The organism is Solirubrobacter ginsenosidimutans (assembly GCF_027587205.1).
On sequence record NZ_JAPDOD010000061.1, the window covers coordinates 1 to 26,949 of the forward strand.

Sequence of the window (26,949 nt, forward strand, 5' to 3'; positions counted from 1 at the left end):
CAACCCCCGATCTCACGACACGAACACGATCGTGTTGCATCGACCGGATGAATCCACCGTCCTGTGAGGACGCACATGTTCATCACCCCCACCAGCGCGCCAACTCGACCAGTGCGAACCTGATCGAAACCCGCGCACTGACCCTCAAACGCGCACTATCAACCACGGCGACCGGCTACGACAGAGCAAACCCAGCGGGAAACGGATCAGAGGGGTCCAAAAGGTATTGCCCCATCCCCGTCACCCACGCCCGCCCCGTGATCTCCGGCACGACCGCCGCCACACCGGCGACGGAAGTCTCCTCAACGAGCCGCCCCGTGAACCGGGTTCCGATGACCGATTGGTTGACGAACGGCGAACCGAGCGCGAGTTCGCCCCGTGCGTGCAGCTGCGCCATCCGCGCGCTCGTCCCCGTCCCGCATGGCGACCGGTCCAGCCACCCCGGATGGATCGACGTGGCGGCAACCGCGTCCGCTCCATCCCGCCCCGGCTCGTGGAACACCACGTGATGACACCCATTGATCCGCGCATCCCCAGGGTGCACCGGACGGTCGACGGAATTGATCGCCGCCATCACGGCGAGCCCCGCCTCGACCAGCTCGGTGTTGCGAGCCGGGTCAACGACCAGCCCCGCGTCCGCCGCCGGCGTGAGCGCGTAGAAGTTCCCGCCGAAGGCCATGTCGTACGTGATGTCGCCGTAGCCGGGGACCGAGACGACCCGGTCCCGCGCGGACAGGAACGACGGGACGTTGCGGATCGTGACCGACTGCGCGCGGCCGTTCTCCACCCGCACGCGCGCCTCGACCAGGCCCGCGGGGACATCGAGGCGGATGACCGTCTCGGGCTCGGTGACGGTCACCATGCCGGTCTCCACCAGCACGGTCGCGACGCCGATCGTCCCGTGGCCGCACATCGGCAGCAGGCCGGACACCTCGATGAAGAGCACGCCCCAGTCGGCGTCCGGGCGGGTCGGGGGCTGAAGGATCGCCCCCGACATCGCGCCGTGGCCGCGGGGTTCGCGCATCAGCAGCAGGCGCAGCTCGTCGAGCTCGGCCTCGAAGTGGAGCTTGCGCTCCAGCATCGTCTCGCCGGGAACGGGACCGACGCCGCCGGTGATGACGCGGGTCGGCATCCCCTCCGTGTGGGAGTCGACCGACGCGAAGTAGCGGGCTGCTCTCATACCGCCGCCGGCTCGCGCAGGATCGCGAGGGCCTCCTCGAGCGCGGCGACCTCGTCGGCCTTCAGCGGCAGGCGCGGCGCGCGGGTCGGGCCGCCGTTGAAGCCCACGGCGTCCTGGGCGGCCTTGAAGTACTGGACGAGCTTGGAGGTCATGTCGAAGCGGGCGACGGGGAGCAGACGACGGTACACGTCGCGGGCGCGCGGCAGATCCTGCGTGAGCACCGCCTCGTAGAGCTCGACGGTCTCACGCGGGGCGAGCACGCCCACGCCGGTGATCCAGCCGATCGCGCCGGCGGCGAAGCCCTCGAGCGCCCAGTCGTCGCCGCCGACGATGACCTCGAGGTCGCCGTCGAGGTTCAGCAGCGCGGGGATGCGGCGCGCGTCGCCTGAGCACTCCTTGATGGCGATGACGCCGTCGACCTCGTCGTAGATGCGGGCGATCAGGTCCGCGGACATGTCGACGCCCGATGCCTCGGGGTTGTTGTAGGCCATGACCGGCAGGCCGCAGGTGGCGAGCTCGGTGTAGAAGGCGATGACCTCGTCGTCGTCGGCGCGGTAGGCCAGCGGCGGCAGCGACATGACGTACTGGGCGCCGGCGGCCTTCGCGTCGGCGGCGTAGATCAGCGACTGCTTGGCCGTGCCGGAGGAGATGCCGACCGTGACCGGGACGCGGCCCGCGGCGGCCTCGACGACCGAGCGGACGACCAGCGCGCGCTCCTCGGTGGTCAGCGAGCCGGCCTCGCCCATCGTGCCGGTGGCGACGAACCCGTGCACGCCGGCCTCGATGAGGTTCGCGATGTTCTCCTTCAGCGCCGCGACATCGACCTGGTCGTCGGCGGTGAACGGGGTGGTGACGGCGGGGATGATGCCTTCGAAGGCCATGGCTTAGGAGAGCTCCATGTAGGCGCGGACGCGGTTGATGTGCTGGATGGAGTAGAAGGCGGCGGCTTCGGCGTCGCCGGCGACGATCGCCTCGTAGATCATGCGGTGCTCGGCCACGTGGATCCGGGTGCGGCCGGGCTCGGCGATCGAGTCGTCGCGCAGGCGCTGCCACAGCGGCTCGTCCATCAGCGCGGCGACGTGATCGGCGAACGCCAGCAGGACCGGGTTGCCGGTCATGGCGGCGAGCTGACGGTGGAAGAGGCGATCGGAGGCGTTCCAGGTGGCGATGTCGACCGGCTCGGCCTCCATCGCGGCCAGCAGCTTCTCGGCGACCTCGTCGGCCTGGCCGCGGGCGGCGGCGAGCCGCGCTATCGCGGGCTCGAGCGCGAGCCGTGCCTCCAGGACCGCTGACGGTGACGCGTCGTGCGGCGGCTCCGACGGTGGCAGCCCGACGACGAACGTTCCGGCCCCGTGGCGCGTCTCGACCACGCCCTGCAGCGCGAGTGACGCCAGCGCCTCGCGCACCGAGGCGCGGCTGACCTCGAGCGTGCGCGCGAGGTCGCGCTCGGACGGCAGCCGCTCGCCGGGCGCCAGGACCCCGGAACGGATGTCGTCCGCCAGCCGCTCGGCGATCTGCTCGTAGCGCTGGAGAGGACGGAAAGTGGTTCGTTCGTCAGACATACTCGCGACCAAGTGGTACGAAGACAGTACCACATTGACGTCTGCCATAACACCCGTGTGCGGGTTGCGCGCCGGGCGGGGGTGCTGATCGCGACGGTGCTGGCCGCCGCCGCGTTCGGCCATGTGTTCTTCACCGTCACCGCCACCGAACGCGAAGGCACGCCCCTGACCACCACCATCACGGGTACGCCCGCGTGGATGGTCGACGTGTTCATCCACCAGAACTTCGGGGAGACGACGGGGCGGCGCTACAACCAGCACCGCGATCCGTGCGTGCCGCTGTGCCCCCAGTACGGCCCGGGTCCGGTCGCCCAGATGGTCCGCGAGCGCGTCCCGGTCGACCTCAGCCTGCTGCTCGGCGCCCTGCTGATCGGCACCGCGGTGGGCGTCGCGGGCGGGCGCTTCTGCGCCACCCACGACGGTCGCCGCCGGACCCGCGTCCTCCACACCGCCACGGCCCTGCAGCTCTCGTCGCCCGTCCTCTTGCAGAGCCTGCTGGTGCTCTTCTACTTCTCATCGAACGCGAGCGAGTTCATCCGCCTCCCGTTCCTTTCCGGACAGGGCCAGTACGTCCCGTTCAGCGAGGACCCGCTGCTGTTCCTGCGCGCGATGTGGCTGCCGTGGCTGCTGGCCGCGGCGCCGCTGGCCGCCTTCACCCTGCGCCTCACCGAGGTGCACATGCGCGAGGACCTGCAGGAGGACTTCATCCGAACCGCCCGGGCAAAGGGCCTCTCCGAACGGCAAGTGGTCAACCGCCACGCGCTCCCGATCGCCGGCCCCGCGATCGCGGCGATGACCGGCGTCAACGTCTCGACGCTGCTGATCAACATCGCGATCATCGAGTACGCCTACAACATCCCCGGCCTGTTCCGGGTCATCAACAGCGCCGTCCGCTCGCCCGCCGACATCCCGGTGCTGGAGGCGCTGGTCATCGAGGGAGTGGTGCTGGTCGTGCTGGCGAACGCCCTGGCAGACGCAGTTCAATACCGGCTCGACCCAAGAGTCCGGATGTCGCGATGAGTCTCAGGCCGACTGCAGGATGTCCGCGACGAACTGCCGTTCGGTTTCAGAGAGGTCGTCGCGGTGCCTCCAGGCCCGCAGAAGCTCCGCTTGCGCCGGCGTGACAGCGCCGGCGATGCCCAGCGTGCTGAGCGTCGGAACGAACCAGAACAGCGCCCAGAGGGCCGCCATGCGCGCCTGGCCGACGGCGGCCGCAAGGTCGAATAGGCGTTCGACGATCGCGGCGGCGGTCCGCTGATCGAGATCCGGATCTCGGTCCTGACGATCGAATTCGTAGGCGAAGTGCATCAGCTCGAGCGCCGCCTTCGTCGCCCGCCGCACGTCGCTCTCGGCGAGGCCGGCCAAACGCTCGCTAAGCCACGGCGCCAGGTCCGGCCACGACTCCGGTCGCCGCATTGCCGAGATGTCCGCACACAGTCCGCCGCAGCGCACGTTCTCTTCCTGGGTGTCCGCCAGGAACCGCTCGATCAGCCCACTGGAAAGGCGGTCCGCCCAACGGGAGCGCCCGAGCTCAGCGCCCGCCTGATCGATGATCGAGATGACCGGACCGTTGCCGTCACGGCCGTTGACCACATCGATCAGCGCTTGCATCACCTCGTCGGCCACCTCGTCGCTGACGTTCGGCTCGTCGGCGATGCAGAGTCCCGCCAGGGCCGCCCGGCTCCGGGCCGCCTCGAGGCTCTGTTCGCCCCGGTCCGGGCGGACGATCGCCCGCAGGACGGGGTCGACGTCGTCGTCGCGGCAAGAGGTGACGCAGAGCCGCACCGCCTCGCGCCAGTTCTCCGCGAACCCGAACTCCCCGTCCTGTTCTCCCACCAGATCGCCCACCCGTTCGGCGAGCGATCTCGAGCGGTCGCGATTCGGATGCCTGCCGTCGACCAGCGCCAGGCCGGCGAGGTACTCCTGGAACGTGAGGTGCCGGAACTCGAACACCGGCACCTCACGACCGAGATGCCGCACCCGCCCCGCCTCCAACAGGATCCCCGTGCGGCGTTCGAGCAGCTGGAGAAACGCCTCGGGTGACCGCTCGTGCACAGGGGCCACCTGCGGATAGTCCGCGCGCATCTGGCGCAGCAGCTCGAGGATCTCGTCTTCGCGCAGACGCTGCTCGCCACGCTCGCACATCGCGTAGGCGATGTACTCGAGTTGCGGGATCGCCTCGTGCTGGTCCAGCGGCGCGTCCACCTCGCGGCGCCAGTTGAGGAGGACCTCGACCGCGCTCCAGTACAGATCGGCGCGCCGGCTGGGGAGCTTGCCCACCTTTCGCTTGATCAGTGCCATCGTCGTCAGCAGCATCGGGTTGCCGGTCAGACGCTCGATCCGGTCGGCGCTATGGATGTCGGCGATCAGCTCCTCCGCCGCGATCTCCCGCCGCTCCTTGACCTCGGACACAGCGCACCAACGGCGCGCGAACAGGTCCTTGTCCTCCGGTGACAAGTCGGCGACGGTCACGTGCTCGAACCGGTGACCCAGGCGATAGCCCATCTCGCGATAGCCGACGATCCGTGAGGTGGCGACGATCGCGGCCTCGGGATAAGCGCCGAGGATGCTTTCGAGGTGTTGGGTGAAGCGGGCCCGCGCACCCGCGTCGGCGATCTCGTCCAGCCCGTCGATGAGGACGAGCGCCGAGCCTTCGACGAGCCGGCGTCGAAGCGCCTCGCGCATCGCCTCGACCTCGCCCGGCGCAAGTTCCGCCCGCCGCAACATCCACGTCAGGACGTCGTCGAACGAGCCTTCGAGCGCGGCCTGCGGCAGATCGCGGCAACGGATCATGATCGGCAGCCAGTCCTCATCCGGAAGCGTGGCTACGTCCGGAAGCTGACTCCAGTGCGGATCGTCGCGCAGCCGCAGCAGATACGCCGTCGCCAGCCAGCGCAGCATCGTCGTCTTCCCGGCGCCCGGATCCCCGAGGACGACCAGTCGCCGTCGTTCGCTCAGGCGCTCGCCCACCGAGGCGACGAGAACCAGGTTCTCCTCCCCTTCTCCGTCGTCGAACTCCGAACGCTGCGCCGGTCGGCGCTCGAGCGCTTCGATCTGATCGTCCGGCGGGTCGATCAGGACGCGCAGCGCGACGTACAAGCGCCGGAGCTCGAGCTGGCGGGTCGCGATGTGCCGGTCCATCTCGGGCAGGTTCGCCAGACCGATGATGTCGCAGCTCTCCTGCAGCAGCCGGCGGTACTTCGCCTCCGCCGCGGTGACGTCCACCGACGCCCCGCTCGCGGACGGCAGGTGTACCGCGAGCGCCTTGATGAGCTCTGCCATCGCCCGCGCCGGATCGCGCCAGTACTCGGCTGGCCGCGCATCCAACGCGAGCGGTGCGAGGTAGGCGTCCCGATCGACCTGCAAGGGATAGATCCGCGTTGCCGGGTTCATCCGCGCCGCGTTCACGATCCGGGACGCCAACCCGGTCCCCACGCACCGCACCGTGCCGCACAGCACGACGTGCGCCCCTGCTCCGAGCAGCGCCGAAGCCTCCTCGATCACCGAGTCGCCGACGAGCACCGTTCCCTGGTGCGCGACGTCGTATCCGGCCGCGCGCAGCGGCACGGCGATCCGTTCGGCGATCTCCTCCTCGCCCGGAGCGTGCGCGATCAGCAGTTTCATGGCGCCAGCCGCTCCAAAGCTCGATCGAGCTCGGCGAGGCCCGTGGCGTAGTTAGTCCGGAGATCGGCATAGCGGAGGTCGGCCAGCAGCGGGGGCAGCTCGGAGCCGGTGAGGAGCACCGGGAGGACCTTGATGCCGTGGCCGTTGAGCTGACGGGCGAGCGCGGACATCCACTCGCGACCGATCCACGGTGCCTCCACCCCGGACGCCGAACAGCACAGGACGAGCGCGCGCGTCGTCGTGAGCCCAGCGTTCATCTTCTCGACGATCGAGTCGCCGAGGTCGATCTCCCATTCGTCGAACCAGACTTCATGCCCGAGCGATCGCAGGTCCTCCGCCAGTCTCTCCGCCAGCGCAGTGTCCGAACGCCGATGACTTATGAACGTGCCGGTCACAACGGAGGATCTTTACCGGTGAGCGCCGCCCCGCGCAACGTCAGGCCGCGCGAGCGAGGCGAAGCGGCAACACGGGAACGACCAGGCGTTTGACGTACTCGGCGCCCCCGCGCAGCGCCACAGCACGCAGCGGGTCCCAGTAGAAGCCGTACTGGCGGCGGATGTCGCGGGGGAGCCAGCCGATCGTGATCTGGTTGACCAGTTCGACCAGCGGCTTCGCCCGCAGGGGGACCGGCGGGTGCATCACGACGTCGATCGCCAGCGCCCGCGCCGCCGGCGTGACGAACAGCTCGCCGCTCGCGTACATGCCGGCCATGTAGGCGCGGAAGCCGTCGATGTCGCGCGGCATGTCGCGCTCACGCAGGCCGAACCGGCGCCCCACGAGCCGGTAGTCGGCCCAGAGCGCGTTGAGCTCGTCGTCCGACAGGGAACGGACGTACTTGCCGTAGACGAGCATCGCCGACTCCGCCAGGGCGGCGAGGATCCACAGCAGGAGCTTCGGGTCGTCGGCTCGATACGGCGTGCCGGCCGGGAACGGGCCCGCGGCCTCGGGCAGCTCGCCGGAGACCGTGCGGTGCATGGCGCGCACGTGCGCCGTCAGTTTGTCCGCCCGCGCCTTGGTGCCGAAGGCGACCGCGTCCATCACCGTCGCGGTGCGCCGGAGGCGGGCGTAGGGGTCGTCGAGCGCGCCGGTGTGGGCGAAGAACCCGGCGAACGCGACCGGGTGGGCGGCCATCACCAGCAGCGCCCGCGGCCCGGAGAGTGCGGTCAGCCGGTGGCCGACGACGTGGCGCAGCAGGGAGCTGTCATCGAAGTAGTGCTGCATCTGCAGTTAGTACGGTGATAGATCGATGCCAGCTCAGGCCTATGCGGGGAAAGAGTGCGTCTGTCAGTACCGGCGCGGGATCTGTGACCAGACCTGCGTGCGCGACATGCTCGACACGCCGTTCTACATCGCGTGCCTAAAGCTGACGGGTCGCCGGTGCGTCGTGGTCGGCGGCGGCTCGATCGGCCTCGAGAAGGTCGAAGGACTGCTGGCGTGCGACGGCCGCGTCGTCCTGATCGCCCCGCAGGCCGAGCCTGAGCTCGAGGCGCTCGCCCAGGAAGGCTCGATCGAGTGGCTCCGCCGCCCGTACGAGACCGGCGACCTCGAAGCCACGTTCATCGCGATCGCGGCGACCAACGACACCGACGTCAACATCGGCGTCTACAACGACGCCGAGCGGCGCGCGATGCTCGTCAACGTCGTCGACGTCCCGCCGCTGTGCAACTTCATCCTGCCGGCGATCGTCCGTACCGGCCCGCTGGCCATCGCGATCTCGACCGCCGGCGCCTCACCCGCCCTGGCGAAGCGGATCAAGGCCGAGATCGCCGAGAGCTTCGGCGAGCCGTACGCCCGGCTGGCGGTGCTGCTCAACGAGGTGCGCGGCTGGGCCAAGGGCACGCTGCCGACCTACCAGGACCGCAAGGCGTTCTTCGAGGCCATCGTCAACGGCGAGCCCGACCCGGTCGAGCTGCTGCGCGCCGGCGACGAGACCGCGGTGCGGGCCCTGATCGCCGACGCCCAGCGGGCACACGAACCGGCCACCGCGTAGGCTCTTCCGCCATCCGCGCCGCCATTCTCACCGTCTCCACCTCCGTCTCACGCCGTGAGAACGAGGACCTCTCAGGTCCCAAGCTCGCCGCGGCCGCCGAGGAGTCGGGCTGCGAGGTGACCGCGATGGAGGTCGTCCCGGACGACTTCGCGCTGATCGAGGACCGCCTGCGCCACTTCGTCGAGGCGGGCGTCGACCTGGTCTTCACGACCGGCGGCACGGGGATGACCCCCAACGACATCACGCCGGAGGCGACGAAGGCCGTGATCGAGCGCGACGCGCCCGGGTTCGCCGAGACGATGCGCGCCGAAGGCCTCAAGCACACGCCGCTGGGCATCCTCACCCGCGGCGTCTCGGGCATCGCCGGAAAGACGCTGATCGTGAACTTCCCGGGCTCCCCGAAGTCGATCGACCAGCTCTTCCCGGTCATCGCGCCGACGCTCAAGCACGTGGTGCGCACCCTCAGCGGGGATTCGTCGCACCATGAGAGCGATCGAGCTGGCTGACGTCGGGCGGGCGTACGGCGAGCGGATCGCGCTCGCCGGGGTCACGCTTGATGTCGAAGAGGGCGAGACGCTGGCGGTCTTCGGCTCCAACGGAGCGGGGAAGACCACGCTGCTGCGGATCCTGGCGACGCTGCTGAAGCCGCACCACGGCGTCGCACGGGTGCTGGGCAAGCAGGTCCCTCGCGAGGGCTGGGCGGTGCGCGGCCGGCTCGGCTTCCTGGGCCACGAGCCGCTGCTCTACCGGGACCTGACCGCGCGCGAGAACCTGCGCTTCCACGCGCGGCTGCACGACGTCCCGTTCGCCCGTATCGACGAACTGCTCGATGCGGTCGGGATGCGGCTGCGGGCCGACGATCCGGTGCACACCTACTCGCGCGGGATGCTGCAGCGCACCGCGGTCTGCCGCGCGGTCCTGCACGAGCCGGATCTCTTGCTGCTCGACGAGCCGCTGGCGGGGCTGGACCCGGGTGCCGCGGCGCTGGTGGCGCCGCTGATCTCCTCCGGGACGCGCGTGGTGATCTCCCACGACGTCGAGCACGGACTGGCGGAGGCGGATCTGGTGCTGGGCCTGCGCGGTGGGCGGGTGGCGCTGCTCGAGCGGGCGGGCGCGGTCACCCCTGCCGACGTGCGAGCGCTGTACGTATGAGGCGGGCGGTCTCGGCGCTGATCCGCAAGGACGTGCGGCTGGAGCTGCGCAGCCCCGAGTCGGTGCCGGCGATGGTCCTGTTCTCGCTGAGCACCTTCGTCCTCTTTCATTTCGCGCTGGACCAGAAGGAGGTCTCCGGCGGGCTGGCCTCGGGGATCCTGTGGGTGACGTTGCTGTTCGCCGCGATCCTCGGCATCAACCGCCTGTTCGTCGCCGAGCGCGAGGAGGGCGGCTTCGACGGCTTCCTGCTGGCGCCGGTCGACCGCACCGCCTTGTTCGTGGCCAAGGCGACAGTCCTGTTCGTCTTCCTGGCGGCGGTCGAGGTGTTCGTCGTCGCCGCGTTCGCGATCCTGCTGCTCGGGCCGTCGCCGTGGCCGGGACTGCCGTCGCTGGCGCTGGTCTTCCTGCTCGCCGACGTCGGCCTGGCGGTGATCGGGACCCTGGTCGCGGCGCTCGCCGTGCAGACCCGCGCACGCGATCTTCTGGTCCCTTTGCTGGCACTTCCGCTGTCGGTCCCGCTGGTGATCGCGGGGGCGCGCGCCTGCGACCCATTGCTGGCCGCAGACGGCGCGGGTGCGCTCGAGGGGCGCTGGCTGCTCGTCCTCGGCCTCTATGATCTGGTCTTCGGGCTGCTCGCCTACGCGATCTTCGACTTCCTGCTGGAGGAATGACGCAGTGTTCGGCCGGGGTCTGAAGACCCTCTCGCTCATCACCGTCGCGCTCATTGTGGGCGCGTTCGCCCTGGTGTTCTTCTACGCGCCCAACGAGGCCGACCAGGGCTTCATCCAAAAGATCTTCTACCTGCACGTGCCCCTGGCGATCGTCGCGCTGTGCGGGTTCGTGGCAGGCGGGATCTACGGGATCCTGTACCTGCGCTCGGGCGACCGGATGCACGACCTGCGCTCCTACGTCGCGATCCACCTGTCGCTGATCCTCGGGGTCGGCGCGCTCGTGACCGGCTCGATCTGGGCCAAAGCGTCGTGGGGCGTGTGGTGGACGTGGGACGAGCCGACGCTCGTGAGCTTCCTGATCGTCTTCCTCTTGTATGCGTGCTACCAGCCGCTGCGCTTCTCGATCGACGACCCGGAACGCCAGTCGCGCTACGCCGCGGTCTTCTCGATCGTCGCGGGCGCCTTCGTGCCGCTGAACTTCATGGCCGTGCGGCTGGCGCAGCCGCTGGTGCACCCGCGCGTGCTCTCGACCACCGGCGGCTCGATGCCCGGCGAGATGCGGATCACCTTCTACCTCTCGCTGATCGCGATGGCGCTGCTGTTCGTGACGCTGTGGAAGTACGAGCTGGCGTCCAAGAGCGCCACGTTCCGGCTGCGGGCGCTCAAGCGCAAGCTCGCCGGTGACGAAGAGGTCTGGGCCGGCAACCCGCGACGCTCCGCCGCACCCACGCTCTGATGCCCGCCCTCCCCCTCGACGAAGCCGGCAAGTACGTTGCCGCCGCCTACCTGGTCTTCCTCGCCCTGGTCCTCATCTATGTCGCGATCATGGCGGGCAGGCTGTCGCGGATCGAGAAGGATCTGGGAGAAGTGACCGAGTTGCTGGAGCGCCGCCTGGCGGCCTCCGAGTCCGACGACGATCGGGAGACCGTCGCACGGTGAGTGAGCTGTTGGCGCTGGGCGCGTCGCATAAGACGGCGCCTTTGGCCGTACGCGAGCGGCTGGCGTTGCTCGACGGCCAGGTCGAGCCGTTCCTGTCGGAGCTCGTGGCCCATCCCGGGATCACCGAGGCGGTCGCCGTCTCGACGTGCAACCGGACCGAGCTCTACGTCGTGGGTGAGGACCCGGAGCCGGCGGTCGCGTCGATGCTGGCTGCGCGGGCGGGCGGGGAGCTCGCCGATGCGCTCTACACGGCACGCAACTGCGACGCCGCGCGGCATCTGTACCGCGTGGTCTCCGGGCTCGATTCGATGGTCGTGGGCGAGGCGGAGATCCAGGGCCAGGTCAAGCGGGCCTACGAGCGCGCGCTGGCCGCGCACACGACCGGGCCGATGACCAACAAGCTCTTCCGCGCCGCGCTGGCCACCGGCAAGCGGGTGCGGACGGAGACGACGATCTCGGTCGGCCAGGCCTCGGTGGCGTCGGTGGCGGTCGAGTCCGCGCGGGCGCTCGTGGGTGACCTCGCGTCGCGCCACGTGCTGATCGTCGGCGCGGGCGAGAACGCCGAGCAGGTCGCGCGCGCGTTCCACTTCCACGGCGTCACGACGATGTTCGTGGCCAACCGGCGGCGTGACCGGGCGATCGCCTTGGCGCAGCGCTTCGGTGGCGCGTCGGGGTCGTTCGACGCGCTGCCCGAGGAGCTCGTGCGGGCCGACGTCGTCGTCTCGTCAACCGCTTCGCCGCACGCGATCATCGGGCCGGAGGAGCTGGCCGCGGTGATGGCGGAGCGCGACGGGCGGCCGCTGCTGCTGGTCGATCTGGCCGTGCCGCGCGACATCGATCCCGGCTGCTCCGCGGTCTCCGGCGTGACGCTGCTCGACATGGACGCGCTGCAGGCCCAGGTGCGCGGGAATCTCTCGGTGCGCCGTGAGGAGGCCCGGCGCGCGGAGGCGATCGTCGAGGACGAGATCCAGTCGTTCGCGGGCTGGCTCGGGCGCCTGGAGGTCCTACCGACGCTGAGCGCCCTGCGCTCGCTCGGGGACTCGATCGTGGACGGCCTGCTGGCCGAGAACTCCGGGCGCTGGGAGTCGCTGTCCGAGCGCGACGCCGAGCGGGTCGAGGCGATGACGCGCGCGGCCGTCAACCGGCTGCTGCACGAGCCCACCGCGCGGGTGCGCTCGCTCGACGCGGCGGATCGCCACGCGCGGCTCTCGCTCCTGCGCGAGCTCTTCGGCCTCGAAGAGGCGGCTGCGGCCGACGCGGACGAGGCCGCCGAGGTCCGCCGGCTCCACGGGTGACGGCACTTCGGCTTGGCACCCGCGGCAGCGCTCTGGCGCTGGCGCAGGCGAACGAGGTCGCGCGGCTGATCGGCGGCGACGTCGAGCTGGTCAAGATCACGACCGCCGGGGACGTCGACCGCGCACGCGGCGACAAGTCGCGCTGGGTGGGCGCCTTGGAGTCCGCCTTGCTGGACGGGTCGATCGATCTCGCGGTGCACTCCGCCAAGGACGTCCCGGGCGAGCTGGCGCCGGGCACGGTGATCGCGGCGACGCCGCGGCGGGCCGAGCCGTTCGACGTGCTCGTGGGTGAGAACGCGCTGGCGTCGGTGCGCGAAGGCGCGCGGGTGGGGACGAGCGCGTTGCGCCGCCGCGCCCAGCTGCTGGCCGCGCGGCCCGATCTCGAGGTGTGCGAGATCCGCGGCAACGTGGACACGCGGCTGGCCAAGCGGGCGGGCGGCGAGGTCGACGTGCTGGTGCTGGCCGCGGCCGGGCTCGATCGGCTCGGGCGCCGGGGCGAGGCGGGTGCGCTGCTGCACGACGGCGTCTTCATCCCCGCCGCGGGCCAGGGCGTGATCGCGATCCAGGCGCGGGCGGGCTCACCCGCCGCGTCGGAGGCGGCGCGCGCGGACCACGCGTCCACCCACGCGGCTTTGGACGCCGAGCGCCACGTCGTTCGCGCCTTGGAGGCCAACTGCCACACGCCGGTAGGTGTGCTGGCGTCGGGCGGGGTCGTACGCGGCTTCGTCGGGCTGCCTGACGGGTCGTGGTGGCTCGCCGAGGAGGCGACCTCGGCCGAGGAGCTGGCGGACGCGTTGCTGCGCGCCGGAGCGATCGAGCTGCTGCGGGCGCTGGCGCCATGACGGTGTTCCTCGTGGGTGCGGGACCGGGAGATCCGGGCCTGTTGACCGTGCGGGCGCGCGAGCTGATCGATAGCGCTGACGTGATCTTGTACGACCGGCTGATCCCGCCGGGCATCCTCGACGGCGTCCAGGCCGAGCTGGTCTACGTCGGCAAGCAGGGCGGCGGGCCGCAGATGCCGCAGGAGGAGATCGACCGGCTGCTCGTTCAGTACGGGTCCGGCGGGCGAAGCGTGGTTCGGCTGAAGGGCGGCGATCCGTTCGTCTTCGGGCGCGGCGGCGAGGAGGCGCTCGTGCTCCGCCAGGCGGGCATCCCGTTCGAGGTCGTGCCAGGGATCACCGCGGGGATCGCGGCTCCCGCCTACGCGGGCGTGCCGGTCACGCATCGCGAGCTGGCCTCGGGCGTGGCGTTCGTGACGGGTCACGAGAACCCGTCCAAGCCCGAGACGGCATTGGATTGGCCCGCGCTGGCGGCGTTCCCGGGCACGCTCGTCTTCTACATGGGCGTCAAGGCGCTGCCACGGATCGCGTCACAGCTGATCGCGGGCGGGCGGGCGGCCGACGAGCCGGTCGCGGTCGTCGAGCAGGGCACGCTCCCGGGACAGAAGACGGTGCTGTCCACGCTGGCGGAGATCGGCTCCGTCGAGGGGATTCGCGCGCCGGCCATCACACTGGTCGGCCCGGTCGCCGCGCTGCGTGAGCAGTTGGCATGGCTCGAGACGCGCCCGCTGTACGGGCGGACCGTCGCCGTGACGCGGGCGCGGGCGCAGGCGTCCGCCTTGGCCGCGCGGCTGCGCGCGCTGGGCGCGTCGGTCGTGGAGGCGCCGGCGATCCGCACCCAGGCGCTCGACGTCACGGTCCCGGACGTCCGCGGCTACGACCTGCTGTGCGTCACGTCCCCGACCGGCGCCGATCAGCTCTTCACCCACCTCCGCGACGCCCGCGACCTGGCGGGAGTGACCGTGGCGGCGATCGGCCCGGGCACGGCGAGAGCCCTGCACGCGCACGGCATCGACGCCGACATCGTGCCCCAGCGAGCCGTGGCCGAGGGGCTCGTGGAGGCGCTCGACGCGCACGCGGCCGCCGCTGCCACGCTGCGCGCCACCCCCGCTTCCTCGGGCGCGCCGGCGTTCCAGCGCGTTCTCGTCGCCCGCGCCGCCGAAGGCCGCGACGTCCTGATCGACGCGCTGCGCGAGCGTGGCTCGGAGGTCGACGTCGTCGCGCTCTACGAGACGGTGCCGGAGCCGCTGGATGACGACGCGCGCGCGGCCGCGGCCGCCGCCGACTACGTGCTCTTCACCTCGGCCTCGTCCGCGCGCTTCTTCGCCGCCGCCGGCGGGTCGCTGGACGGACCGCGGCTGGTGTCGATCGGGCCCGCGACGAGCGCGGAGTTGCGCGGGCTGGGCTGGGAGCCCGATCTCGAGGCCGATCCGCACACGCCCGACGGGCTGATCGCCGCCTTGCTCGCGGACGCCGTAACGTCTGCGGCATGAGCCTCGGAGAACCCCGCGAGCACCACGCGTCGATCGGCTCGACCAACGAGCGCGCGCGCGAATTGGCCGAAGAGGGCGCCGCGCACGGCACGCTCGTGACCGCGAGCGAGCAGACCGCGGGGCGCGGCCGGCAGGGCCGTAGCTGGGTCACGCCGCCGGACGTCGCCATCGCCGCCTCGCTGATCCTGCGCGAGTTCGACGACCTGCTGCCGCTGCGGGCCGGACTCGCGGTCGCCGACGTCGCCGGGCCGTCGGCGCTGGTGAAGTGGCCCAACGACGTCTGGATCGACGGCCGCAAGGTGGCCGGCATCCTCGTCGAGGCGCGCGGGTGGGCGGTGCTGGGAATCGGGGTCAATGTCGCCGTCGACGTCGCCGCGCTCCCGCCCGAGGCCGCCGCGGTCGCGGGGACGCTCGGCCGCGACCCGTCCGAGCTCGACGCGACGCTGTCGGCGCTGCTGAGCGCCCTCGAGACCCGCCTGGACGAGCCCAAGTCCGCCACGCTGGAGGCCCTGCGCGAGCGCGACGCTCTCCTCGGCAAGACCGTGCGCTGGGACGGCGGCGAGGGCATCGGCGCAGGGATCGACGACACCGGCGCGCTGCTCGTCCAGCTCCCGGACGGCACGACCACGACGCTCAATGCCGGCGAAGTGACCTTGAGCGTCTGAACCTCACACCGCGCCGCGGCGGCGCGTTGGGAGGGCATGGATCTTCAACTCAACGGCCGCGTGGCCGTGGTCACGGGCGCCTCCAAGGGCATCGGGCTCGCGATCGTGCGCACCCTGCTCGACGAGGGAGCCCGCGTCGTGGCCGCCTCGCGGACGCCGCTCCCGCCCCTGGACGGCGAGCTGCTGCACGTCCCCGTCGACCTGATGGACCCCGCCGCGCCCGCCGAGGTCATCGCCCGCGCCGCCGAGGTCTACGGCGGCCTCGACGTCCTCGTCAACAACCTGGGCGGCCCGCCGCCCGGCGACCGGCTTCCGCACGCGGGCTTCCTCTCCCGCGACGACGCCGACTGGCAGGCGATCCTGGAGTTCAACCTGCTGTCCACCGTACGCGCCTGCCGTGCCGCTCTGCCGCTGCTGCTCGAGCGTGGCGGCGGGTCGATCATCAACGTCGCCTCGGTGGTCGGCCGGCAGCCGGCGCCGATGAACCTCGACTACGGCGCGGCGAAGGCGGCGATGCTGAACCTCACGAAGGGGCTGTCGGAGGAGTTCGGCGCGGCGGGCGTCCGCGTCAACAGTGTCTCGCCCGGACCCACGCTCACCCCGTGGTGGACCGACGCGGGCGGCGCGGCGGACATCGTCGCCGGGTGGGCGGGAACCGACGCGGGCAGCGTCGTCTCCACGCTCGCGCCCGCGCAGATGCAGCTCACGACGGGACGGTTCGTCACGCCGCAGGAGATCGCCGACGCGGTCGCCCTTCTCGCCTCGCCGCGGTCGGCGAGCACGACGGGCGCCGAATGGGTCGTCGACGGCGGGATGCTGAAAGCGTTGTGACCGACTGGCGGCCGGCCCCGTGCAGGGCCGGCCGCCGAAGGTCTTTACGGAGTCGTAGTCGACAGCGTGAAGGTGAGCGTCTTCGCGTAGGTGCCGGTGCGAAGCGCGTCGTTGACCCCGATCGACTGCTTGAAGTTCAGCGCGACCGAGTCATTGCTGATCGGGCCGCTGTACGTGAGCAGCGTCGTGGGAGCGGCGGAACCGCCGACCGGCGCGAAGGCGGCGGTCCGGGCCGCGGCCTGCAGCGTCTGCGGCAGCGAGAAGGTGCCGTTGACGAGGTGGCCCGTGGCGGTGGCGCTCGGGTCGGCGACGGAGAGCGTCGCGTCACCCGCGGTCGAGATGACCGTGGCGGTCGTCGCCGCGGAGTAGTCCTTGGCGATGCCCGGCGTGAACGCGCCGAACGTGGCCGGGGCGCCCAGCGTCAGCGACAGGGTCGCCGGGACGGAGCCGCCGACGCCGCCGGTGGTGCAGGGCGTGATGTTGGCCACGTCGCCCTTGTCGACGAGGACCTTGGTGGTGCCCAGCAGGGTGCCGTCGGCCGCCGTGCAGGTCAGCGTGTAGCTCTCCTGGTAGAAGCCGCGCGGGCCGGCGTGCACGCCGTCGGCCTCATACGCGGGGACCGGGCGCACGGACGGGTTGACATCCCACTTGAACGTGCCCGAGGCCGGGACCGTCAGCGAGGACTCGATGTGGGTCGGGATCGCCTGCGGCGGCGTTGACGGCCCGCCGACCTTGTCGCCGCCGCCGACCGTGTTGCCGATCTGCACCGGCGCGGTGTAGAGGTTGAAGTCCTTCGTGATCTTCAGCGTCGCGCCGGGGACGGCCTTGCCGGTGATCTGCGAGTGCGCGCCGGCCAGCGACGCGTAGACGAGGTTCAGCCAGATCGCGTTGCGGACCGGGTGGCCCTGGAAGCGGGCGGTCTGCGCGGCGGTCGAGCCCGGGCCGGCGGTGCCGGTGTAGTCGGGCGCCGTGCACTGCTGGTACGGCGGAAGCGCCTGCGGGCAGCCCGCGCCGGAGCCGACGAGCTCGAGCGTGTTGGCGATGCCGCGGGTCGCGTAGTAGGACCAGTCGACCGTCTCGCCGCTGGTCTCGTAGTCGTGCGCCGAGTCGCGGACGTTGGTGTAGCCGTCAGCCGTCGCGTGACCCATGGCCAGCGCGAGGTCGCGGTAGCCGTTGTTGAGGTCGGGCGTCTGGCCGGCGAAGACCTCCAGGCCCGGGTAGAAGACCGCGCGCGAGTTGGTGTGCTGGGTGACGAGGGTCACGACCTGGTTCTTGAGCACGATGTCCATCGTGTTCTTGACCTCGGGCTCGGAGCCCGGGCCGCTACCGCGCTGCGTCAGGCTGACGCCGATGTTGGAGCCCCAGCCGAACGGATAGTTGCGGTTGAGATCGACGCCTGAGGGGCTGCACGTGGCGGGCGGGACGATCGCCCCGAACGGACCGCAGCTCGCGCGGCGCGGCGCGGCGGCACCCGTGGTGGCGTTCTTGAAGGCGTGGCCGTCGGGGTTGGTGAGCGGCAGGTCGATCAACCGCACCTTGTCCAGCAGCGCGGCGACCTTCGGGTTGGTCTTGGCCTGCAGCAGCACGTCGTACGCGAACTCCAGGCTGTCCTCGGCGCCCGCCGTCTCGTTGCCGTGGATCCCGCCCATGTTGAAGAACACGGGCTTGCCGTCGCCGACCGCGGCGGCGTTGTTCGTGATCTCGACGTACTTGATCGTGCGGCCCTGGATGCTCTTGAAGGGCGCGTCCTTGACGACCACCTGGGTCGGGTAGGTCGTGGCGAGCGCTGTGAGCTCGGCGTTGAACTCGTCGGTCGTGCGGTACGTCGTGCGCCCGCTCGGCATCCCTGTGAGCGTGCCGAGGTTGAGGTCGGCGAGCTGCGCTACGGCAGCGTCGACGACCGGATCGGCCTTCGCGATCGATGGCGTGACGCACACGCCGATTGCCGCAACCGCGGCCAGCATTCCTGCTGCCCGCTTGACGGGTGACATCCTTGGGACCCCCTCATACGTGAAAACTGACCCTCCTCCGGATGAGGACCCTATGGGGTCCCCATGAACGGGTCAATCGCGCGGGCGTGGAGGTTCTTCGACGCGCGCCTGCAGGCGGCGCATGCCGGCGAGCCAGCGGTCGTAGTCGGAGGCCTTGCGCTGCAAGAACTCGAGGACCTCGGGGTGCGGCAGGATGAGGAAGGTCTCGTCGGCGAGGCCGTCGATGACGGCGTCGGCGACGTCGTCGGGCTCTAGCACCGGCGCCGCGGCCGTGACGACCCGGAACCCGAGTCCGTCCTCGCCGCCCAGCCCGTCGTTGAGCAGCGGCGTGTTGACGCCCATCGGGCACAGGCAGCTGACGCCGACGCCCTTGGCGCCGTAGGTGATGCTCAGCCACTCCGCGAACGCCACTGCGGCGTGCTTGGTCACCGCGTAGGGCGCGGAGCCGATCTGCGACGCGATGCCCGCCGCGGAGGCCGTGGCGAGGAAGTAGCCGTTCTTGCGCTCAAGCCAGCCGGGGATGAGCCGCTGCGCGGCGGCGATGTGGGCGCGGACGTTGACGTTCAGCGCCAGATCCCAGTCCGCGGGCGAGGCGAGGTCGACGCCGACCGCGACCCCCGCGTTCGCGCAGAAGAGATCGACGGGGCCGAACGACTGCTCGGCGGCGGAGATCAGGACGTCGGCGTGTGCGGGATCGCCGACATCGCAGCCGACGGCGATCGCGTTGTCCAGATCGGTCGCGACGTCGGTCGCGCCCTCCTGGTCGAGGTCGGCGACGACGATCCCCTTCGCGCCCTCGTCGGCGAACCGGTAGACGAGCGCGCGCCCGATCCCTGACGCTCCGCCGGTGACCACTACGACCTTGCCGGCGACGTCCATCGGGCGCTAGGCCGCTTCGTCGGTGACCGCCGCGGCGGCGGGGCGCTTCGCGCGCGGCTTGGCCTTGGGCTTCGCCGCGGCCTTGGGCTTGGCAGCCGCCTTGGGCTTCGCTGCGGCTTTGGGCTTGGCTGCGGCCTTCGGCTTGGCTTTCGCCGCGGCCTTGGGCTTTGCGACGGCCTTCGGCTTCGGCTTGGCGGCGACGGCCGCCGCGGGCTTGGGCTTGGCAGCCGCCTTCGGCTTGGCCTTGGCCTTCGGCCGAGGCGTGATGACGCCGGGCGCCGGCTCGTCAGCCGCCACGGGCTTCGGCTTGGCCTTCGCGCGCGGCTTGGGCGTCGTCGCGACGCTGCCAGGCGTGGCGGCCTCGGTCGCAGCAGGCTTGCGGGCGCGCGACGTGGACTCCTCCACGGCGGTGCCGGGCGCGACGAGCGCGTGCGCCTTGGCCGCGGGCTTGCGGCGCCGCGAGGACGGTTCGACGACCGCGATGCCAGGCGCGTCGAGCGGCGGCAGCGCGGCGGGCTTGCGGGCGCGGGTCTTGGGCGCCGCGACCTCCGCGGCGAGCGCGTCCCCAGAACTGCGACGCGGCGCAGGCTTCGGCACGGCGACGTCGAGCGAGAGCTGCGACGCCTCGGCCGGCGCCTTCGCGGCGGGCTTCCGGCGAGCGCGCGGCTTGGGCTTGGCGACGACTTCGACGACCTCGACCGGAACGTCAGCCGCGGGCTTCGCGGCCGGCGTGCGCCGCGACCGCACCGGCGCCGCCTCCACGACCTCGACCGCCGCGGGCGAGCGTCGCGACCGCGCGGGCTTCGGCTTGGCCGCCACCTCGACGACCTCGACGGGCACGTCAGCCGCGGGCTTGGCCGCCGGCTTGCGCCGCGAACGCACCGGCGCCGCCTCGACGACCTCGACGGCCGCCTCGGGAGCCGGCTTGCTGCGGCCACGAGACGACGGCGCGGGAGCGCCCTCGGCCGGCGAAGCAGCGGTCGCGTCGCCGACGGCCTCGGCGGCGACCGCGGGCGCCGGCTTGCGGGTACGCGACCGCGACCGGCGCGGCTCGACGGGCTGCGACGGCTCCGCGACGGCCTCAGGCGTCTCGGACTGAGCGGCCACGGCCGGCGCGGGCTTGCGGCGGCGCGAGCGCGACGGACGCGGCTCGCCGGACTCGGGCTGCGACGGCGCGGCCAAGGCATTCGCCTCGGGCGATCCGGCGATCGCGACAGCGTCGGGGGTCGTGTCGCCGGCGGCGACGGCCGGCGCGGGCTTGCGACGGCGCGAGCGCGACGGACGCGGCTCGCTGGTCTGCGCCTGCGACGGCGCGGCCACGGCATCCGTCTCTGACGACCCGACCGCGGCGACATCGCCGCTCGCCTCGGCGGCCACCGCCGGTGCCGGCTTGCGGCGGCGTGAGCGGGACGGCTTCGGGGTCGGTTCGACGGTCTCGTCCGTCTCGGACACCGTCTCCGTCGCTTCGACGGGCGGCTGGGCGGCCGGCTTGCGGCGACGGGAGCGGGACGAGCGTGAGCTGCGGGCGGGCTGCGGCGTCGCTTCCTCGCTCGTCTCCGCCCCACCTTCCGTGGCCTCGGTCTCGGTCGGGGCCGCCGGGCGGCGGCGCGAGCGGCCGCGACGCGACGACTGGGTCGCTTCGGGATCGGCGTCGACGGGCCGGCGGCGGCGGGAGCGGCGCGAGCGCGTCGGAGCCGCCGCCTCGGGGGCGTCGTCATCGTCGTCGTCGATGTCCACATCGACGTCGACGTCATCCAGTTCGAGATCGTCGTCGTCCAGCACCGCGTCCAGCGCGCCGTTCGTCACGCCCGCCAGCACGGCGTCCGGAGCCGTCGCGTCTCCGGCGCCCTTGCGGCGACGGCGGCGCTTGGCCTTGCCACGGCCCTTCGGGAAGTTGCGCAGCAGCTCCCGCGCCAGCGCGGCCGGCTTGCGGGACATGCGGGTACGGGCGCCGTTGATGACCTCGCCCGCCTCGGCCGTATGCGGGATCGCGGCGGCGAGCAACGCCGCCGAGAGGCGCCGGTCCTGCAGCCGCGCCTGATGAACCAGGCGACGGGCGTTGCGCGCGTGGGCGCCGCCGGACGAGTTCACCAGAAGACCCAGCAGGCGCTTGGTCTCGGGCCAGCGCTGGACGGCGTATTCCTCGTGGACCTCGCGCGTCATGTTCGCGCAACGCCAGATCCAGTTGTTGGCCTGGTCGCGGCGACCGATCTTCTTCTCGGCCAGCGCCTGCAGGACGACCTTCACGCCTTCGCGCTTGTCGTCGCGCGGCCAGGACTCGACGAAGTCCAGCGCGCGATCGAACGCCTCGGCGTCACGCCCAGAGGCGATCTCCTGCAGCGCGCGCAGCCGCAGCGCGGGGTTCTTGTTGCGGTCGACCGCGGTGATCAGGAAGGTGCGCTTGAGCTCGCCGCCCTGGTCGAAGTGCAGCATCGCCCGCGCCCGGCGCCAGCCCGTCGGCGCGACCCGCGCCCCGGCCAGAGCCGCCCACTGGACCTGCTCGCCGTAGTCGAGGTGCTCGACCGCGATCCGCCAGAGCTCGCGCTCGAAGACCTCGATCCGCCGGTTCTCCTCCGAAGTCACCGGCAGGACCCGGCGCTCCACGCGCAACCGGCGCCCGCGGCCGCGGCGCACCGGGCCGACGACGATCGCGCCGCCGCGGTAGACGTCGCGGTCCAGCAGCGAGTGCAGCGTCACGACCGGGTCGTCGTGCTTGGTCGCCGGGTGCACGAAGTCGACGACGATGCCGGCCTCCTTGCCCAGGTGGCGACGCGTGACGCGACCCACGCGCTGCTGGTAGATGCGCTTGGAGGCGGTCGGCGCGAGGTGCATGCAGACCGTCGCGCGCGGCGAGTTCCAGCCCTCGGCCAGCAGCTGCGCGTTGACCAGCACGTCGATGTCGCCCGCCTCGTAGCGGGCGAGGATCTGCGCCAGCTCACGCTTGGGCGTCTCGCCCGAGACGGCTTGCGCCTTCATGCCGATCTCGCGGAACGCCGCGGCCACGTTGTAGGCGTGACGCACGCCGGCGGCGTAAACCACGCCGGGCACGCCGTTGAAGCGCGTCTTGTAGAGGTCGGCGATCGCGAGGTTGAAGGGCAGCTGATCGAGCAGTTCGGCCAGCATCTCCTGGTCGAACTCGGTGTCCACCTCGCCGCGGCGCAACGGCACCTTGGCGATCGTGCGGACGCCCGGACCCGGCGGGATGCGCACGCAGCGCAGCGGCGAGATGACGCCGCGGCGGGCGGCCTGCGCGAGGTCGAAGCGCGAGGTCTGCGTCGGGAAGAGGTCCGTGACGTGGCGCGCGATCAGCGCGCCGGTCGCGGTCATGCCGACGAAGACGGGGCCGGTCCAGCGACGGATCGCGGCGGAGGTCTTCTCGCCCAGCGCGGTGTGCGCCTCGTCGCAGATGACGATCGAGTAGGCGTCGGAGATGTTGCCGGCGTTGCGGACGAACCACTGGTAGGTCTCGACCGTCACCGGGCCGTTCGCGGTGTCCTCGTGGCCCAGCAGCGCGGGGGCGATGCGCTTCCCGTAGCCGCGGTCGCGCAGCTCGCCGTGGAACTGGTCGACGAGGTTGCGGCGGTGGGTGAGGATCAACACGCCGCCGGTGCGCGAGGCCTCGACGAACCCGACGGCCGCGACGGTCTTGCCGGCGCCGGTCGCGTGCTCGAACCAGAAGCGCTTGCCGGCGTTGGGGTCCTCAGGCGCCTCGGCGACGTCCTCGGCCTCGGCCTCGTCCGGCGTCCACTGCGGCTCTTCTTCTTCCTCGTCGTCGTCATCGTCGTCGTCCTCGTCGACGACGACCGGCATTTCGTCATCGGCGTCGAGGACGGGCTCGGCGACGGGAGCGGCGGGACCGTCGCCGTTCTTGAGCCGGTCCGCCAGCAGCGCGGTCAGCGTGCCCGAGAGCGCGTCGACCTGATGGGCGGAGAGGACGGTGCCGTCGATGAGCTTGGGCTCGTCCTGCGAGAGCAGGCGATCCAGCCCGAGCAGCAGCGACCACTGGCGGCGCCAGTGGGGGGTCGGGACCTTCGCACCGGCCTCCAGCTCCTCCAGAGCAGAGTCCAGCGCCCGGCGCCGTGGGGTGCCGGGTGCGAGTGCGGATGCGGCGTCCTCCCCTTCGGTCAGGAAGGGTTCACGGGTGAACGCCGACGCGCGGTCGATCTCTTCGATTGAAGGAAGCGTGGCCGGTTCGGCCACTGGCGTGGTCTCAGCCAAGAGGACGGCTCGAAAAGTGGCGGTAGCAGCGAAAGCCGGTTGACGCGACTGACGCTCCAAAGAGAACTCATTCGGCGGAAGCTCCAGGCGCCTGTCGGCGTTCCCCTCGGAAGTGCTCCCGGCGAGTCGAGACCTATTGAAGCAGGTTCGTAAGACAACCCGTGCGATCTGCCACCCTCTTGTCTCATGCGACGGGTCCTTTACATCCTCGCCCCCATCGCCTTGGTGGCGATCGTGGTCATCGGCCTGACGCAGACCGGTGGCAGCGGGAACCTCGGAGATGGCACGAAGTTCGACCTCAACGGAGCGAAGAAGACGCTCGAGACCGCTCCGGCACCGCTCAACGGTCTCTACTCCCAGGCCAACACCTTGATCGGCGGCGGCGAGTCCGCGTTCGACCAGCAGATCGCCCAGCTCAAGGGCACGCCGGTGATCGTGAACAAGTGGGCATCGTGGTGCGGACCGTGCCAGGCCGAGTTCCCGGTCTTCCAGGAGGCCGCGCTGACGCATGGCAAGAACATCGCGTTCCTGGGCCTCAACAGCGGTGACAAGGACAAGGCCGCGCTGAAGTTCCTCAAGACGCGCCCGCTGCCGTTCCCGTCCTACACGGACGGGGACTCGAAGATCGCCACCAAGCGGGCGATCGCCGCCGGCTTCCCGATGACCGAGTTCATCGACCGCAACGGCAAGTCGGCCTACACCCACACGGGCCCGTACACGAGCGAGGACCAGCTCAACAAGGACATCGAGCGCTACCTGCAGTGACGGCGATGCAGCCCCAGGTCCGCGTCGACCCGCTGACCGGGCTCAAGACGATCATCGCCGGCGAGCGCGCCGACCGCCCCGGCGCGGGCTTCGACATCCCGCCCGACGACACCGTAGACCCCGCGACGGATCCGTTCTCGCCGGGCAACGAGCACGAGACGCCACCGGAGATCTACCGCGACGGCGACCCCTGGAAGGTGCGCGTCTTCGCCAACAAGTTCCCCGCGCTGGAACCCGATGCGCGCACCCCGGAACGCGACGCGGTGCCCGACCTCTTCACCGCCCAGCCGGCGGCCGGCGCGCACGAGGTGATCGTCAACGCGCCCGATCCGGTCACAAACCTCGCGGACCTGTCCACTACCCAGGTGCAGCTCGCCGTCGAGACGTGGCGGGCGCGCATGCGCGCGCACGAGGACGCGGCCTGCCGCCACCTGATCGTCAATGAGCACCACGCGGCCGGCGCATCGCTCCCGCACACCCACGCGCAGCTCTTCGCGATGGACTTCGTCCCCGCGGCGGTGGCCCGCGAGCGCGAGCGCTTCGGCGCGTACGCGGTGCGGACGATGGGCGGCAACCTGCTCGCCGACCTCGTCCAGGAGGAGGTCCGGCGGCGCGAGCGGATCGTCGCGATCGACGACGAAGCCGTGCTGATGGCGCCCTTCGCCTCGCGCGTCCCGTTCCACCTCGTCCTGGCGCCCAGGCGGGCGCGGGCGCGCTTCGAGGAGGACGGGCCGACCGGCGCCGCGCTGCTGCACGACGCGCTGCGGCGCCTACGGGCGCGCCTCGGCGTCTCGCCGCCGCTGAACCTGTGGGTGCGGACGGCGCCCAGCGGCGCCGACCACTTCTGCTGGCGGATCGAGATCCAGCCCCGCCTCACCCACCAGGCCGGGCTCGAGCTCGGCACCGGCGTGAACCTCTGCATCGTCGCGCCCGAACAGGCGGCGGCCGAGCTGCGCGAGCTGTGAGAGCGCTCGTCCAGCGCGTCGCGCGGGCCTCGGTGACGGTCGACGGGACGGTGACCGGCGCGATCGGCCCGGGCCTGCTCGTGCTGCTCGGCGTGACGCACACCGACACCGAGGCCGACTGCGATCGCCTCGCGGAGAAGGTTCGCAACCTGCGCGTCTTCGCCGACGCCGACGGCAAGATGAACGAGCCGCTGGGCGCACGCGAGCTCCTCTGCATCTCGCAGTTCACGCTCTACGGCGACACCCGCAAGGGCAACCGCCCCGCCTACGTCGACGCGGCGCGGCCCGAGGTGGCCGAGCCCCTCTACGAGCGCTTCTGCGAGCGATTGGACGCGCAGCGCGGCGTGTTCGGCGCGCACATGGACGTCGAACTCGTCAACGACGGGCCGGTCACCGTGATGATCGAGGTACCGAGCCATTAAGTGGGCGCGCCCGGACGAGTACGCATTCCGGCGGGCCCGGCCCGCCAGCTGTCTCGCCCAGCGGGCTCACCACCGCTTCGCTCGCGGGCGGCGGCCACCGCATCCGGACCACCAGTACGCCCGCGGCGGCCGCCGCGGGGCAGCGACGACCCGTGATCTGGCCGGCGATGCGCGCTCATCGCGTCCGCGCCCACTAGGCTGGCGGCCATGCCGATCTGCCGCTTCGCCGCCGAGCCGCCTCAAGGCGGGCTCCCGCCGGAGGAGACTCTTCAGGCCGAGTTCCTCGCCGCCTGCCTGCGCGTCGAGACCGAGGAGGGCGACCCGGATCTGGGCGCCGCCGGGGAGATCCACTGGTTCCCGGACCGCAGCTGGTCCGGCCGCACGTACGTTCCCGCGACGACGCGCACCGACACCGGGCTGGAGCTCTTCGGCTATGTGTCGTTCTCGCTCACCGACGAAGGCCCCGTCGACCTCTACGCGTGGGCCGACTACACCGCCGACGTCGCCGAGGACCATCCCGAGTGGCGGATGGACATCTCCCAGGAGGTCATCGGCGGATGGCGCGGGGAGCGCGACATGGTCGCCGCGATGACGCTCGTCTGGGGCGTCCCGTTCGAGCGTCGCGGGCGGCTCGTCACGGCTGAGCTGGGCGCGACGATCGTCGACGAGTCCGAGATCGTGGGTGAGCGCTTCACGCTGCTCGCTCCCGACGACTACGACGGCGAGTACCTCGACGTCGTGCTGATGGACGGCGCCGGGAACGAGCTGGTGCGCGAATCGCTCTACGAGGACGACGACGAGTAGCCGTTCCCGTTGTTCCGATCGACCACGACCCGGTCGATCAAGCCGTACTCCTGCGCCTGCGCGGGCGTGAAGAACCGGTCGCGCTCCATGTCGTTGGAGATCTGCTCCTTCGGCTTGCCGGTGTGGTCGGCGTAGATCTCCTCCAGGCGCTCGCGCAGCTCGAGCGCCTCCTTGGCGTGGATCTGGATGTCCGTTGCCTGGCCTTGGAATCCGCCTGACGGCTGGTGGATCAGGATCCGGCTGTTCGGGAGCGACGAGCGCTTGCCGGGCGCGCCGCCGGCCAGGATCAGCGACCCGGCGGACATCGCGATCCCGCAGCAGATCGTCGCCACATCGGGCTTGACGAACTGCATCGTGTCGTAGATCGCCAAGCCCGCATACACCACCCCGCCGGGCGAGTTGATGTACATCTGGATGTCCTTGTCGGGGTCCTCGGCTTCGAGGTGCAGGAGCTGGGCGACGACGAGGTTGGCGACGTCGTCGTCGATCGCCGAGCCGACGAACACCACCCGCTCGCGCAGCAACCGCGAGTAGATGTCGAACGAGCGCTCGCCGCGGGAGTCCTGCTGCACCACCATCGGTACCAAGGGCATATGCAACCTCCAAGTTGCGTTTTTCTCCATGGTAGCCTGTAGTGCAACCCATCAGTTGCAGGAGCGTGCCG

Annotated in this window: 25 protein-coding genes and 1 pseudogene; 16 read left to right on the top strand and 10 right to left on the bottom strand. The window is 71.4% G+C overall.

Translation table 11 applies throughout. The features are described from left to right. Positions 1-175: 175 nt before the first annotated feature. The 3 genes from OM076_RS38320 to OM076_RS38330 are packed head-to-tail and all read right to left on the bottom strand — an operon-like array spanning position 176 to position 2,742. On the bottom strand, positions 176-1,180 hold the full coding sequence (locus tag OM076_RS38320) for a proline racemase family protein (RefSeq protein ID WP_270045468.1): 1,005 nt from the start codon (positions 1,178-1,180) through the stop codon (positions 176-178). Then, on the bottom strand, positions 1,177-2,061 hold the full coding sequence (locus OM076_RS38325) for a dihydrodipicolinate synthase family protein (protein WP_270045469.1): 885 nt from the start codon (positions 2,059-2,061) through the stop codon (positions 1,177-1,179). Before OM076_RS38325 ends, OM076_RS38320 begins: the two co-directional genes overlap by 4 nt. Positions 2,062-2,064: 3 nt before the next feature. Continuing rightward, a complete protein-coding gene (locus OM076_RS38330) occupies positions 2,065-2,742 on the bottom strand; it encodes a FadR/GntR family transcriptional regulator (protein WP_270045470.1) in 678 nt (225 codons plus the stop codon). Between the two features lie 57 nt (positions 2,743-2,799). Between OM076_RS38330 and OM076_RS38335 the strand changes: the two genes are divergently transcribed. After that, positions 2,800-3,762 (top strand): ABC transporter permease subunit, encoded by a 963-nt coding sequence (locus tag OM076_RS38335; protein WP_270045471.1) that lies wholly within the window; start codon positions 2,800-2,802, stop codon positions 3,760-3,762. A 3-nt stretch (positions 3,763-3,765) separates the two neighbouring features. Here OM076_RS38335 and OM076_RS38340 read toward each other — a convergent pair whose 3' ends face one another. The 3 genes from OM076_RS38340 to OM076_RS38350 are packed head-to-tail and all read right to left on the bottom strand — an operon-like array spanning position 3,766 to position 7,587. After that, on the bottom strand, positions 3,766-6,366 hold the full coding sequence (locus OM076_RS38340; protein ID WP_270045472.1) for an NACHT domain-containing protein: 2,601 nt from the start codon (positions 6,364-6,366) through the stop codon (positions 3,766-3,768). Further along, positions 6,363-6,761, bottom strand: coding sequence for a toll/interleukin-1 receptor domain-containing protein (locus OM076_RS38345; protein WP_270045473.1), 399 nt, complete (start codon positions 6,759-6,761; stop codon positions 6,363-6,365). The genes OM076_RS38340 and OM076_RS38345 overlap by 4 nt, the downstream gene beginning before the upstream one ends. Positions 6,762-6,801: 40 nt before the next feature. Further along, a complete protein-coding gene (locus OM076_RS38350) occupies positions 6,802-7,587 on the bottom strand; it encodes an oxygenase MpaB family protein (RefSeq protein ID WP_270045474.1) in 786 nt (261 codons plus the stop codon). Between the two features lie 106 nt (positions 7,588-7,693). Between OM076_RS38350 and OM076_RS38355 the strand changes: the two genes are divergently transcribed. From OM076_RS38355 to OM076_RS38405, 11 genes are read left to right on the top strand one after another with little or no spacing between them, the layout of a single operon-like run. Continuing rightward, positions 7,694-8,356: a precorrin-2 dehydrogenase/sirohydrochlorin ferrochelatase family protein gene (locus tag OM076_RS38355; protein ID WP_270045517.1), complete on the top strand. Its 663-nt coding sequence runs from the start codon at positions 7,694-7,696 to the stop codon at positions 8,354-8,356. A 23-nt stretch (positions 8,357-8,379) separates the two neighbouring features. Beyond that, complete coding sequence (locus OM076_RS38360; protein ID WP_270045518.1) at positions 8,380-8,862, top strand: MogA/MoaB family molybdenum cofactor biosynthesis protein; 483 nt, start codon at positions 8,380-8,382, stop codon at positions 8,860-8,862. After that, positions 8,840-9,508 (top strand): ATP-binding cassette domain-containing protein, encoded by a 669-nt coding sequence (locus OM076_RS38365; RefSeq protein ID WP_270045475.1) that lies wholly within the window; start codon positions 8,840-8,842, stop codon positions 9,506-9,508. Before OM076_RS38360 ends, OM076_RS38365 begins: the two co-directional genes overlap by 23 nt. Further along, the gene (locus tag OM076_RS38370; protein WP_270045476.1) at positions 9,505-10,179 is read left to right on the top strand and encodes a heme exporter protein CcmB; all 675 of its coding nucleotides are present in this window, start codon (positions 9,505-9,507) and stop codon (positions 10,177-10,179) included. The genes OM076_RS38365 and OM076_RS38370 overlap by 4 nt, the downstream gene beginning before the upstream one ends. 4 nt (positions 10,180-10,183) lie before the next feature. After that, positions 10,184-10,915 carry a cytochrome c biogenesis protein gene (locus OM076_RS38375; protein ID WP_270045477.1) on the top strand — a complete coding sequence of 244 codons (732 nt, stop codon included), beginning with the start codon at positions 10,184-10,186 and terminating at the stop codon, positions 10,913-10,915. Beyond that, positions 10,915-11,118, top strand: a complete 204-nt coding sequence (locus OM076_RS38380) for a hypothetical protein (RefSeq protein ID WP_270045478.1) — start codon at positions 10,915-10,917, stop codon at positions 11,116-11,118. Before OM076_RS38375 ends, OM076_RS38380 begins: the two co-directional genes overlap by 1 nt. After that, on the top strand, positions 11,115-12,413 hold the full coding sequence (gene hemA, locus OM076_RS38385) for a glutamyl-tRNA reductase (protein ID WP_270045479.1): 1,299 nt from the start codon (positions 11,115-11,117) through the stop codon (positions 12,411-12,413). Before OM076_RS38380 ends, hemA begins: the two co-directional genes overlap by 4 nt. Continuing rightward, positions 12,410-13,255, top strand: a complete 846-nt coding sequence (hemC, locus tag OM076_RS38390; protein WP_270045480.1) for a hydroxymethylbilane synthase — start codon at positions 12,410-12,412, stop codon at positions 13,253-13,255. The genes hemA and hemC overlap by 4 nt, the downstream gene beginning before the upstream one ends. Then, the gene (gene cobA / locus OM076_RS38395; RefSeq protein WP_270045481.1) at positions 13,252-14,745 is read left to right on the top strand and encodes a uroporphyrinogen-III C-methyltransferase; all 1,494 of its coding nucleotides are present in this window, start codon (positions 13,252-13,254) and stop codon (positions 14,743-14,745) included. Before hemC ends, cobA begins: the two co-directional genes overlap by 4 nt. Next, entirely contained in the window at positions 14,742-15,410 is a 669-nt protein-coding gene (locus OM076_RS38400; RefSeq protein ID WP_270045482.1) for a biotin--[acetyl-CoA-carboxylase] ligase, read from the top strand. Before cobA ends, OM076_RS38400 begins: the two co-directional genes overlap by 4 nt. Positions 15,411-15,446: 36 nt before the next feature. After that, positions 15,447-16,241 carry an SDR family NAD(P)-dependent oxidoreductase gene (locus tag OM076_RS38405; protein WP_270045483.1) on the top strand — a complete coding sequence of 265 codons (795 nt, stop codon included), beginning with the start codon at positions 15,447-15,449 and terminating at the stop codon, positions 16,239-16,241. Positions 16,242-16,285: 44 nt separating this feature from the next. Here OM076_RS38405 and OM076_RS38410 read toward each other — a convergent pair whose 3' ends face one another. The 3 genes from OM076_RS38410 to OM076_RS38420 all read right to left on the bottom strand — a co-directional run bounded on the left by OM076_RS38410 (position 16,286) and on the right by OM076_RS38420 (position 23,311). Then, complete coding sequence (locus OM076_RS38410; RefSeq protein ID WP_270045484.1) at positions 16,286-18,232, bottom strand: M14 family zinc carboxypeptidase; 1,947 nt, start codon at positions 18,230-18,232, stop codon at positions 16,286-16,288. Positions 18,233-18,304: 72 nt separating this feature from the next. Beyond that, entirely contained in the window at positions 18,305-19,111 is an 807-nt protein-coding gene (locus OM076_RS38415; protein ID WP_270045485.1) for an SDR family oxidoreductase, read from the bottom strand. A gap of 6 nt (positions 19,112-19,117) precedes the next feature. Further along, positions 19,118-23,311 (bottom strand): DEAD/DEAH box helicase family protein, encoded by a 4,194-nt coding sequence (locus OM076_RS38420; protein WP_270045486.1) that lies wholly within the window; start codon positions 23,309-23,311, stop codon positions 19,118-19,120. A 204-nt stretch (positions 23,312-23,515) separates the two neighbouring features. Here OM076_RS38420 and OM076_RS38425 point away from each other — a divergent pair, with 204 nt between their 5' ends. The 4 genes from OM076_RS38425 (at position 23,516) to OM076_RS38440 (ending at position 26,285) form a co-directional block, all read left to right on the top strand. Next, entirely contained in the window at positions 23,516-24,094 is a 579-nt protein-coding gene (locus tag OM076_RS38425) for a TlpA family protein disulfide reductase (RefSeq protein WP_270045487.1), read from the top strand. A 5-nt stretch (positions 24,095-24,099) separates the two neighbouring features. Beyond that, positions 24,100-25,059: a galactose-1-phosphate uridylyltransferase gene (locus OM076_RS38430; protein ID WP_270045488.1), complete on the top strand. Its 960-nt coding sequence runs from the start codon at positions 24,100-24,102 to the stop codon at positions 25,057-25,059. Further along, complete coding sequence (gene dtd / locus OM076_RS38435) at positions 25,056-25,481, top strand: D-aminoacyl-tRNA deacylase (protein WP_270045489.1); 426 nt, start codon at positions 25,056-25,058, stop codon at positions 25,479-25,481. Before OM076_RS38430 ends, dtd begins: the two co-directional genes overlap by 4 nt. A gap of 207 nt (positions 25,482-25,688) precedes the next feature. Then, positions 25,689-26,285 (top strand): hypothetical protein, encoded by a 597-nt coding sequence (locus OM076_RS38440; RefSeq protein WP_270045490.1) that lies wholly within the window; start codon positions 25,689-25,691, stop codon positions 26,283-26,285. Here OM076_RS38440 and OM076_RS38445 read toward each other — a convergent pair. After that, positions 26,264-26,930 (bottom strand): annotated as a pseudogene (locus tag OM076_RS38445) (ATP-dependent Clp protease proteolytic subunit). The gene OM076_RS38440 and the pseudogene OM076_RS38445 overlap by 22 nt on opposite strands. Between the last annotated feature and the right edge of the window lie 19 nt (positions 26,931-26,949).

Coding starts and splice junctions, on each gene's coding strand:
- OM076_RS38325 (WP_270045469.1), bottom strand. CDS start 2,061: ATGGCCTTCGAAGGCATCATCCCCGCCGTCACCACCCCGTTCACCGCC.
- OM076_RS38365 (WP_270045475.1), top strand. CDS start 8,840: ATGAGAGCGATCGAGCTGGCTGACGTCGGGCGGGCGTACGGCGAGCGG.
- OM076_RS38415 (WP_270045485.1), bottom strand. CDS start 19,111: ATGGACGTCGCCGGCAAGGTCGTAGTGGTCACCGGCGGAGCGTCAGGG.
- OM076_RS38340 (WP_270045472.1), bottom strand. CDS start 6,366: ATGAAACTGCTGATCGCGCACGCTCCGGGCGAGGAGGAGATCGCCGAA.
- OM076_RS38410 (WP_270045484.1), bottom strand. CDS start 18,232: ATGTCACCCGTCAAGCGGGCAGCAGGAATGCTGGCCGCGGTTGCGGCA.
- OM076_RS38425 (WP_270045487.1), top strand. CDS start 23,516: ATGCGACGGGTCCTTTACATCCTCGCCCCCATCGCCTTGGTGGCGATC.
- OM076_RS38355 (WP_270045517.1), top strand. CDS start 7,694: ATGCTCGACACGCCGTTCTACATCGCGTGCCTAAAGCTGACGGGTCGC.
- cobA (WP_270045481.1), top strand. CDS start 13,252: ATGACGGTGTTCCTCGTGGGTGCGGGACCGGGAGATCCGGGCCTGTTG.
- OM076_RS38370 (WP_270045476.1), top strand. CDS start 9,505: ATGAGGCGGGCGGTCTCGGCGCTGATCCGCAAGGACGTGCGGCTGGAG.
- OM076_RS38400 (WP_270045482.1), top strand. CDS start 14,742: ATGAGCCTCGGAGAACCCCGCGAGCACCACGCGTCGATCGGCTCGACC.
- OM076_RS38350 (WP_270045474.1), bottom strand. CDS start 7,587: ATGCAGCACTACTTCGATGACAGCTCCCTGCTGCGCCACGTCGTCGGC.
- OM076_RS38320 (WP_270045468.1), bottom strand. CDS start 1,180: ATGAGAGCAGCCCGCTACTTCGCGTCGGTCGACTCCCACACGGAGGGG.
- OM076_RS38330 (WP_270045470.1), bottom strand. CDS start 2,742: ATGTCTGACGAACGAACCACTTTCCGTCCTCTCCAGCGCTACGAGCAG.
- OM076_RS38380 (WP_270045478.1), top strand. CDS start 10,915: ATGCCCGCCCTCCCCCTCGACGAAGCCGGCAAGTACGTTGCCGCCGCC.
- OM076_RS38440 (WP_270045490.1), top strand. CDS start 25,689: ATGCCGATCTGCCGCTTCGCCGCCGAGCCGCCTCAAGGCGGGCTCCCG.
- OM076_RS38405 (WP_270045483.1), top strand. CDS start 15,447: ATGGATCTTCAACTCAACGGCCGCGTGGCCGTGGTCACGGGCGCCTCC.
- OM076_RS38430 (WP_270045488.1), top strand. CDS start 24,100: ATGCAGCCCCAGGTCCGCGTCGACCCGCTGACCGGGCTCAAGACGATC.